The sequence below is a fragment of the Leptospira paudalimensis genome, assembly GCF_026151345.1.
Taxonomy (GTDB): domain Bacteria; phylum Spirochaetota; class Leptospiria; order Leptospirales; family Leptospiraceae; genus Leptospira_A; species Leptospira_A paudalimensis.
This window is the reverse complement of record NZ_JAMQPR010000001.1, coordinates 794,477-808,698: the sequence shown is the minus strand read 5'-3', so window position 1 is coordinate 808,698 and position 14,222 is coordinate 794,477. Positions and strand designations below refer to the sequence as shown.

13 protein-coding genes are annotated in these 14,222 nt (G+C 39.9%); 2 read left to right on the top strand and 11 right to left on the bottom strand.

From position 1 onward, the window contains the following. Window positions 1–1,227: a multiheme c-type cytochrome gene (locus ND855_RS03740; protein ID WP_265357240.1), complete on the top strand. Its 1,227-nt coding sequence runs from the start codon at window positions 1–3 to the stop codon at window positions 1,225–1,227. Here the strand turns inward: ND855_RS03740 and ND855_RS03735 are convergent. The 11 genes from ND855_RS03735 to ND855_RS03685 all read right to left on the bottom strand — a co-directional run bounded on the left by ND855_RS03735 (window position 1,187) and on the right by ND855_RS03685 (window position 13,174). Further along, window positions 1,187–2,359, bottom strand: a complete 1,173-nt coding sequence (locus ND855_RS03735; protein ID WP_265357239.1) for a trans-sulfuration enzyme family protein — start codon at window positions 2,357–2,359, stop codon at window positions 1,187–1,189. The genes ND855_RS03740 and ND855_RS03735 overlap by 41 nt on opposite strands. 96 nt (window positions 2,360–2,455) lie before the next feature. Beyond that, the gene (locus ND855_RS03730; protein WP_100718973.1) at window positions 2,456–3,127 is read right to left on the bottom strand and encodes an ABC transporter ATP-binding protein; all 672 of its coding nucleotides are present in this window, start codon (window positions 3,125–3,127) and stop codon (window positions 2,456–2,458) included. Next, on the bottom strand, window positions 3,124–4,377 hold the full coding sequence (locus tag ND855_RS03725; RefSeq protein WP_265357238.1) for an ABC transporter permease: 1,254 nt from the start codon (window positions 4,375–4,377) through the stop codon (window positions 3,124–3,126). Before ND855_RS03725 ends, ND855_RS03730 begins: the two co-directional genes overlap by 4 nt. Continuing rightward, window positions 4,378–5,148: an efflux RND transporter periplasmic adaptor subunit gene (locus ND855_RS03720; RefSeq protein WP_265357237.1), complete on the bottom strand. Its 771-nt coding sequence runs from the start codon at window positions 5,146–5,148 to the stop codon at window positions 4,378–4,380. Window positions 5,149–5,201: 53 nt separating this feature from the next. Beyond that, complete coding sequence (gene mtaB, locus ND855_RS03715) at window positions 5,202–6,491, bottom strand: tRNA (N(6)-L-threonylcarbamoyladenosine(37)-C(2))-methylthiotransferase MtaB (protein ID WP_265357236.1); 1,290 nt, start codon at window positions 6,489–6,491, stop codon at window positions 5,202–5,204. Beyond that, window positions 6,488–7,267: a tetratricopeptide repeat protein gene (locus ND855_RS03710; RefSeq protein ID WP_265357235.1), complete on the bottom strand. Its 780-nt coding sequence runs from the start codon at window positions 7,265–7,267 to the stop codon at window positions 6,488–6,490. The genes mtaB and ND855_RS03710 overlap by 4 nt, the downstream gene beginning before the upstream one ends. Then, entirely contained in the window at window positions 7,264–7,698 is a 435-nt protein-coding gene (locus tag ND855_RS03705; RefSeq protein ID WP_265357234.1) for a hypothetical protein, read from the bottom strand. The genes ND855_RS03710 and ND855_RS03705 overlap by 4 nt, the downstream gene beginning before the upstream one ends. A 25-nt stretch (window positions 7,699–7,723) precedes the next feature. After that, window positions 7,724–10,276: an ATP-dependent Clp protease ATP-binding subunit gene (locus tag ND855_RS03700; RefSeq protein ID WP_265357233.1), complete on the bottom strand. Its 2,553-nt coding sequence runs from the start codon at window positions 10,274–10,276 to the stop codon at window positions 7,724–7,726. A 60-nt stretch (window positions 10,277–10,336) separates the two neighbouring features. Continuing rightward, complete coding sequence (locus ND855_RS03695; RefSeq protein WP_265357232.1) at window positions 10,337–10,921, bottom strand: ATP--guanido phosphotransferase; 585 nt, start codon at window positions 10,919–10,921, stop codon at window positions 10,337–10,339. Between the two features lie 209 nt (window positions 10,922–11,130). Beyond that, window positions 11,131–11,829: an ABC transporter ATP-binding protein gene (locus tag ND855_RS03690; RefSeq protein WP_100718965.1), complete on the bottom strand. Its 699-nt coding sequence runs from the start codon at window positions 11,827–11,829 to the stop codon at window positions 11,131–11,133. Further along, window positions 11,822–13,174, bottom strand: coding sequence for an ABC transporter permease (locus tag ND855_RS03685; RefSeq protein WP_207762685.1), 1,353 nt, complete (start codon window positions 13,172–13,174; stop codon window positions 11,822–11,824). Before ND855_RS03685 ends, ND855_RS03690 begins: the two co-directional genes overlap by 8 nt. A gap of 60 nt (window positions 13,175–13,234) precedes the next feature. On the opposite strand from ND855_RS03685, the gene ND855_RS03680 reads away from it, so the two are divergent. Next, window positions 13,235–14,221, top strand: coding sequence for a hypothetical protein (locus ND855_RS03680; RefSeq protein WP_265357231.1), 987 nt, complete (start codon window positions 13,235–13,237; stop codon window positions 14,219–14,221). Window position 14,222: the final 1 nt, after the last annotated feature.

The following is a 14,222-nucleotide window of genomic DNA, read 5'->3' as shown; positions in this document are numbered from 1 at the left end:
ATGAAGTTTCTTTCTTTACAACTGACGTTTTTGTTTTGTATTTCTCTCATTTTCTTCAGTTGTAAAGAGAATTCATTTCTTGCTGAACATTGGAATCATCCCTTACCTCTGTTAAATGGTTCGAACCAGGGAAAACAATCACTACTTTCCCCTTTAGAATCGAACTTGGATCCAAAACAATGTGCCACATGTCATGAAACCCAATGGAAATCTTGGAAGGATAGTTTCCATGCAAAATCCATTGGGAATGGACTGATCTGGCAAAAACAAATATTAGAATCAAAAGAATTTAAGAATTGTTTAAACTGCCATTCTCCCTTACAAGAAACCAAAGCAGAAATTTCCGAAACATTTCGAACAGATGAAATCATCCATTCTCAAAAAGTACATTTTCCGGAAGGAATTTCGAATCCATCGATTCAATGTGCTACTTGCCATATCCGAAATCAGATCTGGTATGGACCTCCAAGAAAAACGTTGAATCAAAATAAAACGGAAAATGATACCTTCCCACATAACGGATTTCAGGCGAAATCGGAATTTGAGTCTTCACTTTTCTGTAAATCCTGTCATGAAAGTCCGGAATATGGTGTGTTTTTGAATGGGAAACAACTGATGGAAGTGTACAAAGAATGGGAGAACTCTTCATTTGCCAAACAAGGTCTCCAATGCCAAAATTGTCATATGCCCGACCGGGAACATTCATGGAAAGGAATCCATGATCCAGAATTTGTGAGGATGTCAGTACAACCTTCCTGGAAACTGGAAAAGATATCCGATGGTGAAATTCGTATCCATGCAGAACTCAAATCAATCGCCGTTGGCCACAAATTCCCAACTTACTTGGTCCCAAAGATACTTTTGCGATTTTACACAATCGATACATTTGGAAAAAAAACGTTAATCGAAGAATCCATCATTGGAAGACTTGTTAACACAAAACTTTCAGAAGAATACTATGATACACGAATTGCACCAAACGATAAACATACGGTATATTTTACATACAAATTGAATGGTAAAAAAATTGTAAAAGTAGAATGGGAAACGATAGTAGAACCAGATGAACATTATGTTCGCAGTTTCGAAGAAAGTTTAAAAGAAAAAGGCAAATTACTATCAAATGAAACCAAAAAACAATTAACACTTTCTCTTTCCGAAAAAAGAGAAAGTGAATACAAATTATTTACTTTGAGTTTGCCAATGCCTGTTTTACTTCAGAAATGATATCATCTATGTGTTCCAGCCCCACTGACACACGGATGAGTCCAGGTTTAATTCCCACTGCCAATCTTTCTTCTTCCGTAAGTTTGGAATGCGTGGTTGTGGTAGGATGAGTTACTGTGGTTCTTGTATCTCCCAAATTTGCCGTTAATGAAAACCATTTGAGTGCATCCAAGAATTTTTTAGCCCTTTCGACTCCACCTTTGATCACAAAGGAAACAATTCCTCCTCCTGATCGCATTTGTTTTTTAGCGACCGCATAACCGGGGTCATTTGGCAAAAAAGGATACCTTACTAATTCCACATCAGGTGATTCTTGTAAAAAAGTAGCAAGTTTCATCGCATTTTCTGCATGGCGGTCCATTCGAACTGCCAAAGTTTCCAAACTTTTGGAAATGATCCAAGCATTCATCGGAGAGAGTGATGGACCAGTGTTTCTAGCCATATACCGGATAGGTTGGATGAGTTCCTTTTTACCTAAAATCACACCAGCAATCACTCGACCTTGACCATCTAAGTATTTTGTTGCCGAATGTATCACAATGTCTGCTCCGAAGTCTGCGGGTCTTTGCACATAAGGAGAACAAAAACAATTGTCAACAATGAGAATGACTTTTTTCTTTTTGCATAAAGCACCTACCCATTCCAAGTCAACGATATCAAGGCCTGGGTTAGAAGGTGTTTCAATGTAAAGGATTTTGGTATTATCTTTAATGGCGGATTCCCAGTCCTTTGGTTTATCCATGTCAACATAAGTTGTCGTTACACCAAACCGTGGTAAGATGTTCGCAAAAATTTGATGTGTAGATCCAAAAATTGCCCTTGCAGAAACGATGTGATCCCCTGACTTTACTAGCCCAAATATAGAGGTAAACACCGCAGACATTCCAGATGCTGTGGCGATTCCATCTTCTGTGTGCTCTAATGCACATAATTTTTCAATTAGCTCAGTGGTATTTGGATTGGAAAATCGTGTGTATTGGTTTCCTGTTACTTCTTCTGCAAAAAGTGCCCTCGCATGTTCGGCATCATCAAACACAAAGCTGGATGTTAAAAATAAGGGAGTTGAATGTTCTTTTTCCCCAGTACGTTTCGTTTGGATGCGGATGGCTTCGGTTTCAAAATGTTCAAACATGTCTTCTACCAAACTTGGTGAAGAGCATACGAATTCATCATTTTTTTTGGAAAATATCTGCTATAGAATCGAATTTAGACTATTATAGCAGAATTTCTATGAAATTTCGGCAATTTTTCCATCCACCATGTGGATCCGTTGCCTGGCGATTGCAGCATAATCAGGGTCATGCGTTACAAACAGAATCGTGGTTCCATCTTCTTTGTTAATCCGTTTGAAGATCTCCATCACCTTGTCTCCGTTAGCTGTATCTAAATTTCCAGTCGGTTCATCGGCAAACAAAAACTTCGGTTTTTGCACAAGAGCTCGTGCAATTGCAACCCTTTGCCCTTCACCACCTGACATCTGACTTGGGAACTTATCCTTACAATGCGAAACAGAAAAACTTTCCATCAAATGAAGGGCATACTCTTCTACTAGTTTTTGTTTCCCTGTTTTACGAGCGGGCATAGTAATATTTTCCAATCCAGTTAATTCTGGTAATAGATAATGGAATTGAAAAACAAAACCAATAGAAAGATTTCTAAGTTCATGAAGGGCTTTGCTATCCATCTGTAATAAAGATGTACCGCCAAGTTTCACATCACCACTTGTCGGAAAATCAAGTCCACTCACGATGTACAAAAGTGTGGACTTACCAGAACCAGACTTTCCTGTGAGAGCAACAAAATCACCTTCTTTGATCTGTAAAGATACATCTTGTAAAACAACTTGAGGGGGTTCTCCAAATGATTTATAAATTTGGTTGGCTTCTATTCCCAAACTCATGTAGCACCTCTGATGATGTCAACTGGAGACAAACGACTTGCCATACGAGCTGGAATGTAACTGGCAATAGATGCACTAAGAACCGCAATTGAAAATCCTTTTACATAAATCATCACATCCCAAGAAATCATCATTGTTTTCATGAGTGCTTTCGAATTCTGTTTTGGATCTCCAATAGGAATTCCATCTATATAATAACATCCAAGGATACCTACAAAAATTCCGATAATGGCTCCTAATGTTCCCAAAAATAGACCTTGGAAAATAAACAATTGAATTGTATCTTTTTCATCGAATCCAATGGAACGTAAAATCGCAACTTCCTTCTTTTTTTGGTTCACAACCATATTGAGTATATTATAAATTCCGAAAGCAACAACAAGGATGATCGTAAATGTCGTTGAGTTCCTAACAATATCTTGTGTGCGAAACACTTGTAAGATACTAGCATTCACTTCGTCCCAACTTTCCACCTTGTCTTTACTAAAGTATCTCCAGTCCTCAGCAATTTCTTTCGCCATTCGAATGTCTTTAATTTTGACAATGATCTGAGAAATTTCACCACTGGACTTTGTAATACTTTGAACAGAAGACAAGGAGGAATAAACTGTCACTTCATCTATCATACGATTTCCCGTACTTAATATACCGACGATTTTGATCGGGATGAGATTTGTTCCAGGGATATAAACAAAAATGGTATCATCTACTTTGGCACCGAGTTTATTCAAAACCCCTTCACCCGCAATGGCAAGGGAAGTTCCTCGCGATAGATCCGCCAATTTCCCCTCAACAATGTAATCGCTGAGATTGGTGACTTTTGGCTGGATATTCGGATCCACACCCACAAACCTAGCTGGAGCCGTTGATTTTCCGTTCACAAAAATGACTTCTTTTGTGAGTTGAGGAGCATAGGATATCACCCTATGGTCATTGGACAATTTGTCCATCCAACCAAGAACATTTGTTAATCGTGAGTTATCGGTTCTCCCTGAAGGAGGTGAAAGCCATCTAACTTCTTTCCCTTGGAAGAATACATCATCGAACGTACGTTCGGTGATTAGTTCATCTTTCGGGGAAATTTTGATTTGACCATCAGAATTCACAAGTTGGTCAGTAATGACTGCTTGGAAACCAAGCATAATTCCAGAAAATACAATATATCCAGCTGTCCCAAGTACAATTCCAATCAGCGTTAAAATCGATTGTTGGGGTCTCGATAAAATTTGGCGGATCGCAAGAAATAACATCTAATTTTTGACTAGGACCTCATCCCCTTCGATTAAATCCCCTTGAATGAGTTCACCAAACTCTGAATTAATGGCACCAATTCGAATTTCGATTTTTTCGCGTTTCCCATTTCGATAACGTGTGAGTTTCCCTCTTTCTACAGAGACTAAAGGTACAAGGATCACATTGTCTTTGGAAGAAACTTCAATGGCAACATCAGTTGTCATATCAGGTAAAATTCCTTGGGGTAATTCATGTGCTTTAATCCTCACGAGAAACTGGCCATTGGATGGATAAATTCGTTCTACTTCCCCTTTGTAAACATTCCCACGGATGGATTCGAAACTGAGTTGGGCATGTTGACCTGGTTTCACTCGTAATGCTGATTCTTGGTCGAGGGAAACAGAGATGTACACTTCTTTTAGGTTTTGGATTTCCAAAATGGGTAACCCAGGCATTGCCGTTTCATTTTTGGCAATGCTGAGTTTGGTAACAGTGCCTGTAAACGGGGAACGAAATGTGATCCCAGAATCATTCACTAAGAGTGGATCTCCATTTTTGACTGATTGTCCTTCTTCCACAAAAATCTCTCGGACTGATGCCGCGATTCCAAATTTTAAGATAAAACTATCCACTGGTTTCACAGTTCCCAGTGCATAGACAGCTTCCACTAACGAACCTTTTTGGATGACAAGTAGATTAGATTTCGAACCTCGAAAGAAAAAAACAAGGATCAAAATTAGAATGATACCAATTAAGGATACGAACCCGTAGAGTTTTTTACGATTCATGATGACCCCATCATGATCACTTCATTTGATTTGGAAATCTTTTTTCTTTTGAATTAACGTGCAAAGGTAAAGAGAAATTCACCTTCTTTGTCTTTGGCGGGGAAATATTCTTCACACCTAACATCAACAAACTGCCCTTTTTGTAAGGTATCAATCGGGAACGTTTCCGGAAGTCGTCCTTTTAAATAATGATCCGTCACAAGCCTTCCATCGTTTTCCAAAATTGCTTCAAAGGTTTTCCCGATGGCAGATTTTGCATAGACTTCATGTAATTGGGAGCTGAGCGCCATTAGATCAAGTACTCTACGCTTTTTTTCATCCCCAGGGATAGGATCACCCAAACTTTCAGCGGAGGTTCCTTTGCGAACAGAATATGGGAATACATGTAATTTGGCAAACCCAAGTTCAATTAACAATTGTTTGGTTTCTTGGAATTCTACTTCTGTTTCTGAAGGAAACCCTACAATCACATCTGTTCCTAAAAATAAATTGGGAAGTTTTGATTTTGCAAGTTCGATGCGTGTACGAAACGCATCTGGATGGTAGGTCCGTCTCATATCTTTTAAGATTTTCCGACTGCCACTTTGGATGGGGACATGTAAAAATTTACAAAATCTTGGATGTTGCATTAAATCAAGTAACCCAGATCCCACATCAGGAGGTTCAATGGAAGACAAACGAATCCTTGAGTATTCTAAAACTTTTAAAATATCTTCCACTAAATTGAGAAAACCTTTGTCTCCATTTTCCAAACGATACCAACCCAAATTAACGCCTGTTAATTGGATCTCACCTACTCCATTGTCTTGTAAGTATTTAACTTGGTCGATAATGTCCCCGTAGTTTCGACTAACACCTAGTCCCCTCGCTGCGGGGATTTTACAATAAGAACATTTACGGTTACAGCCATCTTGGATTTTTAAATACGCTCTGGTATGTCCTTCTGGTAATACGTCTGAGTATGAAAAACGATCTAAGTTAGCTGGTTGTGAGTAGGATTTGCCTTCCCAATCCGCTAAGATTTGGTAAGGCAAACTGCTTTTTTCGGTATTCCCAAAAACACCAAACACTCCGGGAATATTTTGTAACACTTCTTTGTCGGTTTCCGCATAACAGCCAGTGACATATACTTTTGCACCAGGATTTGTGCGAATGGCATTACGGATGATATTACGATTTTTGACATCAGCTTTGTTTGTTACCGTACATGTATTCACAACGATGTACTCTGCGTTTTCATCTGCTGTAGCAAGAGTAAATCCTTTGTCTTTTAAGACGGTGTACATTCCATCCGTCTCAAAAAAATTGAGACGACAACCGAGTGTATGGAACTTAATTTTCACAGGGCAACGAGAGAAGTAATCCTTTTTGAATTTTCTTTAATGGTATTACTTTCCCCATTGAGAGAGGATGCCTTTTCAATACATGTTTTGGCTTCTTCCAAATAAGTATTGGCCTGATTTTTTTTGCCTAATTTTTTATTGGTTCTGTATAAAGATTCTTGAACGAGTGCTAGGTTATTCCAAATTTCTGCGGAGTTTTGGTTGATGCTAGAGGCCCATCGTAAACTCATATCTGCCTTATCATAATTTTTTAGTTGGTAATAAATTTTACCTTCTAACTCTAGCATACGGACATCACTCGGGCTTCCTGCTTTTGCTTTTTCAATTTGGGACAGAGCAGTTTTGGAAGCACCCTTTTCAGAGAGCGCCAAAGCATAATAATATCGAATCTCTGGATTTTGTGGGTACATGGGAATCGCTTTCTCAGCGAGTTCAATAGCAGGTTTCCATTTTTTGTGTCGAGTTAAGATAGCAAGACTTCCCTGTAGCAAGTCTTCATCATCTGGTTTCCGTTTTCTTGCTTCCAACATGTTTTTGTAGGAATTATCAAAATCGTTTAACTTGTCATAGTTATAAGCAAGTAAGGCAAAAAATTCGTAAGATGATTTACCATCAGCAAGTAGACTTTTTACGAGTTCAATTGATTTAGAATAGTTTTTAGTTTTGTATTCATCCACAGCTTGGAAATAAGCAGAACCAACTTGTTCCTTTTCTTGTGCATACAATGAAGATACAAGTAGACAAATAACAGCAGTGATGTGAAAAAAATGTTTCATAGTAAATCCGAGGGAACCGTAATGGAGTTCAAATTGACCGTATCGATCCTGGAATGGTATGGTTCAATAGGGTCCAGGTATAGGAAAACGCTTCCCCCTTTGGAAAGCAAGTAATGTTCGATATGTTCTTCCGTAATGATTTCCAAATCCTCTACATAGAGGATTGGATTTTCCCCAGGGCCTAGGTGCAGATGGAATTCTTCGGTAGGTAAAAAATCTGATAAATTCAGATACCCAGATCCATAATACAATCCCGATTGGAAGTAATATTTGTAATGAACTTTAACTTCAGGTAGGATTAAATTGGGGCGGATGTAACCGAGTTCGATTCGTTCAATCGTTCCGACAGTGCGAATTTTACGGAGTTGGAACCAAATTTTACGAATGAAAAAGTAAGAAAACAGGAAGACGAGGGGAATGAGAATTGCCATTTCCGTTCGCCTTCCTTGTCACTCTCTAAACGAGAGCTAAGTCTTTTTCCTCAGTGCTTGGAGAAGAACCGTCATCTTTTTTCGGGACTTCTTTGTAGTCAGTCCAAGGAGTTTCGGAATACACAAGTTTTCCGTCTGCCAAATCTACCAAAATTTTGGTAGGGTTGTCATACACCCCTTTCAGTGACTGCACTGCCATATAATCTTCTAACTCTCTTTGGAACACACGTCTGAGAGGTCGTGCACCGTAGTTTTGGTCATATCCAATAGTAGCAAAATGTTCTTTTGCACCTTGTGATAGTTCCACTAAAACTTTTTTCTCCGTCAAACGTTTGTTAAAATCTTTTAACATGATATCCACAATGCTAACGATTTCTTCTTTTTTGAGAGGAGCAAAGTATACAACTTCATCCACACGGTTGAGAAACTCAGGATTGAAATGTTTTTTCAATTGTTCTCTAGCTTGTTCTGCTTTGTAAGTTTCTCTTTCTTCAGCAAAATCTTCAAAACCCAATCGTCCACCTTTGGAAATTTCCTTAGCAGCAATATTGGAAGTCATGATGATAATGGTATCTCGGAAATTGACCTTACGACCTTTGGTGTCCGTTAAATTTCCCTCTTCCATAATTTGGAGTAGGATATTAAACAAATCATGGTGTGCTTTTTCAATCTCATCGAGTAACACCAAACTATATGGTTTTCTCCTCACAAATTCAGTGAGCTGGCCACCATCATCATACCCAACATACCCTGGAGGGGCTCCGATGAGTCTGGAAACTGCATGTGGTTCCATATACTCGGACATATCAATACGAAGCATATTGTCCTCAGAACCAAACAACTGCTCTGCGAGAGCTTTTGCGAGTTCTGTTTTTCCCACACCAGTTGGTCCAAGGAAGATAAAAGAACCCGTAGGTCGTTTTTCACTTTTGAGACCAGTACGAGAACGTCTAACAGCACGTGCCACTTTTTCAATGGCTTCTGTTTGGCCGACAATACGAGATTTGATGTCCTCTTCCAAATTGAGAAGTTTCGTGTTTTCGGACTGTTCCATTTTTTTCAAAGGAATACCTGTCCATAAACTGACCACAGAAAGGATGTCTTCTTCTTCGATCGAAACAGCATATCCTTCCATACGTTCTTGCCATTGTTTTGTTTTTTCTTCCAATTGGCCTTTTTTACGATTCACTTCATCACGAACAGCTGCTGCTTTCTCATACTCTTGGCTACGAACCAAATCTTCTTTTTTGACAGAAAGAGCTTTGATCTCTTCTTCAATCTCTTTGATTTCATTAGGTCGTTGGCAATTCGCAAGGCGTGCTTTGGCTCCAGCTTCATCGATGATGTCAATTGCCTTGTCTGGTAAAAAACGATCATTGATATAACGATGAGATAATTTCACAGCTTGTTCGATGGCTTTTTCTGAATAACGCACCTTATGGTGGGCTTCGTAAGCTTTTTTCAAACCGTCTAAAATGAGAACTGCATCATCCACAGAAGGTTCGAGAACCTTCACCATTTGGAATCTTCTTTCCAACGCAGAATCTTTTTCGATGTATTTACGGTATTCATTATTGGTAGTCGCACCAATACATTGTAGTTCCCCACGAGCGAGTGCTGGTTTTAGAATGTTAGCAGCATCCACTGCCCCTTCTGCCGCACCTGCTCCAATGAGAGTGTGTAACTCATCGATGAAGATGATGATGTTTTGTGAAGTGACGATTTCTTTCATGATTTTTTTCAATCGTTCTTCGAACTCACCACGGTATTTGGTTCCTGCAATAAGGCTTGCCAAATCCAAAGATAACACTCGTTTGTCGAAAAGCAAATCTGGAACTAATTTTTCGACTACTGCTTGTGCAAGACCTTCTACAATTGCTGTTTTACCAACACCCGATTCTCCTACAAGAACTGGGTTATTTTTTGTCTTACGAGATAAAATCTGAATCACTCGTTCGATCTCTTTTGACCTTCCGATGACCGGATCCAATTTTTTCTCACGAGCGAGTTGTGTAAGGTCACGTGCAAATTCGTCTAGGATCGGAGTTTTACTTTTTTCTTGTCTAGGAGTTGCCGTTTGTGTTTGGCTTTGCCCAGTGGTTTGGGAACCCGTTGTCCCACCACCTACCGCACCCGAAGGTGGAGCTCCGAGAAGTCTTAAAATTTCCGATTTGATGACATTATAGTTCACACTGAAGGAAGATAATGATCCGCCAGCGATGTTATTATTATCACGAAGTAATGCGAGTAAAATGTGTTCAGTTCCAACATAATTATGTTTGAGGCGTTTTGCCTCTTCTTTGGAAACTTCGATCATTTTTTGGTACTTGTCTTGCCCTTGGCTGACATCGAGTAACAATGCACCTGAACCCTCACGGGTACGTTTCTCCACTTCTTTACGGAGTTCGTTTAAATTGATGTTTAGATTCGTTAGAATCTTAATCGCGACAGAGTCCTCCTCCCGGAGAAGCCCAAGTAGAATGTGTTCGGGACCGATAAAATCGGAGCCTAAACGTTTAGCCTCATCTTGGGCGATTTCGTTGATGACTCTTTTTGCTCTTTTTGTGAATTCCAACATGCCGCACCCTGCCTTTAGTAATTAGACGAACGTCCTTGTTCCCATCATGACCGTACTGGTTCAAAGGGAGCCTCGTAAACCAAGAATTTTGTAAAACTGACGTTTTTGGACCGCGAATGCGTTCTTCCACGAGATTTTTACGACAAGTCCACGGAAGTTTCCCAGGGACTCTCTTCTATGATCGGTGGAAGGAGCAATTTCTATACCAAATTCAGAGAGTTTCTCGAAAAGTGAAAAGAACCTGGGATCCACTCCTTCTCTTATCCCAAGGAGGAGAGAATCCCTCCTTCCTTTCCCCAAATTGGTAGGACAAGACGAAATAAACCCAAACCCAGGGCGATATGCCCAGTGTTTTCGTCTGTAGAACAAACGAAGGAGAGAACTATTTTCCCGAGAAACCCTTGTAGGTAACGTTTTGTTGGTGTTTCGAAATTGTTCGTAGCTTTGATCCAAATTTCTTAGAATTTCCAAACGTACATGGTCTTCTGAACCCAAGTACAAATGGTAAACTGGACCTACTCCTTCTTTTGATACGATAAAACTGTTTGAGCCCTCTTTCCAATTTTCCCAATATCCATTTGCATCTAACAATTGTTTTACTTCCATTTCCATTGGTTCATAGTATGGAAACAGTGAATGGGCCAAATTCCTTGTGAGCCGAGTTCTCAAAGACAGGATTTGGATCTTGGATTGGCTTCGAGAGAAAATCTCTTCCAATTCTGTTAAAAGTGAAATGGGTATCCACAATCGGCGAGATTGTTTGGGAAGACTAAACACTGTGACACAATGTTCGCACCCATATTTACCAGAGATCTGAAATTGAGTGTCCTTTGTGCCACAAATCCGGCAATACATTACAGGCTAACGGGCGATAGTTTACCAGAAACAATTCGATTCCGTTTGTGAGCCATGGAAGCAAGTTCTAAGTCATGAGTCACAAGGATGAGAGAAAACTTAAATTCGTTTTGTAAATCTTTGATGAGATCCATGAGATGCCTGGAGTTATCACGGTCGAGGTTTCCTGTTGGTTCATCAGCAAGGATGAGTTGCCTTCTCCCCACAAGGGCACGTGCCACACCCACACGAGCACTTTCTCCCCCTGAAAGTTGGGAAGGAAAACTTTCGGTTCGTTCACCGAGACCTACTTTTTTTAAGATCTCAATGGCTTCTGCTTTTGCTTGTGATGGATTCATTCTAGCAATGAGAAGGGGCATCATCACATTTTCTAAAGCAGTAAAATCAGGAAGCAGTAAGTGTTGTTGGAAGATAAAAGAAATTTTTTCCGCACGAAAACTCTCTCTTTGTTTTTCGCTTAGATTTTTCAGTGAAACTCCACAGACTTCCACCTCACCGTCGTCAAACGAATCCATGGCTCCGAGGATATTGAGGAGTGTGGATTTTCCAACACCAGAAGCTCCTTCCACAGAAACGATTTCACCGGGTAACACTTCAAAGTCGAGCCCAGAAATGATATGGTAACGTTTGTCCACAACTTGGTAGTATTTTTCTAATTTACGAACAGATACAGTTGGTTTGATTTCAGAATTAGTCATTGCGAATGGTATCCACTGGGTTTAGATTTGCAGCCATACGTGCAGGGAAATACCCAGCAAGGCCTGAGAGAATGGTAGCAGCAGTTGTCACCATAAAGATAAAGGAAATATCAATGTCCACAGGGATGTGATCAAAGTAATAGATATCTTTTGGAACTAGTTCCACAGGATCCCAATCCCCTGGATTTAAAAGACTCCCCACTCCATTGATGATTTCCGAAATCGCATTGATGATGACTTCTAACTTGGTAGCGATAAAAATCCCTGTCATCCCACCCACAAGTGAAGACAATATCCCAACGATCATGGCATTCAATGTGAAGATGAGTAGGATATCGTTCGATGCAAGGCCAAGTGCTTTTAAGGTTCCAATGGACCTACGTTTCGCACGAATGAGGGAGTGGACCGTTGCTACCATCCCAAGGGCAGCAAGTACGATGAAAAGAAACACAATGATGGAGATTATGGTTTTTTCCAATCGCAGGGCCGCAAGGAAATTCTCTTGTTCTTCTGCAATCGTTCGAACTGACCAAGACGTATCATCTTGGATTTTTTGGTTCCAATTTTCTTCGTTTAACCTAGATAAGATTCTATGTTTGGTGAGTTTTAAATCATCTAGAGAACGAACCTTGATGGCAATTTGGTTCACAGCACCCTTCATCTTAAAAAACTCTTGGGCTTGCGGGAGAGATAAAAAAACAAACTTCGAATCGTAATTATAATAGCCGGTTTTAAAAAGACCTACCAATCGAAAGGATTGTACGTTTACCTGCACACCTCGTTCAACTGTGAACCTGCCACCAGGAACAGCCATGGTGATCTCACGTCCAATCCCATACCCATAAATGGCACTCATTTCCTTTCCGACGACTACGAGTTTTTTTGTATTGATCGCAGGAATTTCATCACGGTTGTACTGCAAAATGCGAGGGAAATTTGGAAGTCCATTTTCTACCAATTTTTCAATCGAGTCAATGGGAACGGCACGGATCATGATCGGGTTAAAATTATTATTACTTTGGATGAGGCCGTGGCTTGTGATATTCCCTTCGACAGAAACAAAGGATTCTGCTAGTTTTGGATCGGATTTGAGATGATTGATGACAGTCTCATAATCATAAATGGCCCCTGAACCATAGGAATTTTCGATGGTGATGTGTGGACCACCTTGCCAAAGGGATTCCTTCACTTGTTTTTGGAATCCATTAAAAATGGAAAGAACCACAACAAGGAGCCCAACTCCCACTGCCATCACGATGAACGATAGTCTGGATTTAATGGAGAGGAATCCCAAAACGCGGGACCCTCGGATGTAACGAATAGTGATTAAAGAGACGATTCCCATGATGACCTAATCTTTTTGACAGCTTTCTTCGAAAGATGGATACTGTCAAAAAAGAACCTTATGCCTGAAACACCAAACTATTATTCTGTCAAAGTCAATCTTCGAGACGAAGCCAATATGGTGTACACCATGGTTTCTGCCATCATTGACCCGGTTGAAATCAAATCGGTGAAATTTGAGGGTGTTTCTTGTACAAGTCCCCTCTCACTTCTGCCCGTTCGGTCCACATTCCAAGACTTTTATAACCGAATGCAAAGGGTGATCTATAAGGGAGAACAACAAAAAAACATTACAAAGTCCTTACAGGAACTCATCAAAACCAAGTTTGGTTCTGAAAGTTTTTTAGAAGAGATCCTCCACTACATGGATCACAATCTTACGGACCGATTGGACTTTGTTTTCAGTGAAATTCACAAACGTACAGCGGGAAATTCAGAACCAAAAGTAGAAATCCATTTCGAACTGATTGATCCAAACGACATGACAAAAACCACTGTGGACGAAGAGGAGATTGCCAAAAAAGAAGCACCTCCTGTCACACCTGTCCCACAAGCGTCTGGATTTCTGATCCCTGCTGACAAACAAATTGTACAGTTCAAATTCCAACTCTCTCCAGTCAATGGTGTACCTCTCGTAGAACTGAAAGCAGGTGACAATGTATATGTACGATTGGTGCCTGGAGATTCAATCACTGATTCTATCATCAACACATTGGAGTTAAAGGAAGAATCTGGTGCGATCAAACAAATCCCTGCTAAAATAGTAAACATTTCGAATAACAAAAATTTTTCGGAAGTTGTGATCAAAATCAATGAACAAATCTATGGAAAAATCATTGAAGAAGAAAACTCAGTGAAAATCAAAACCACTGATAGCAATATGGGTGCTGCCAATATCATGAACTCTGTTGCCTCTCCAACAGCTAAAATTACGAAAGCAAAACAAAATCCTAATTTAACTGCTGATGAAAGTTTCCATTTGATGCCTTATATCATTATGCTTGTTGTACTTGCGATTGGTATGATGACAATTTTTGTAATTCTTTAAA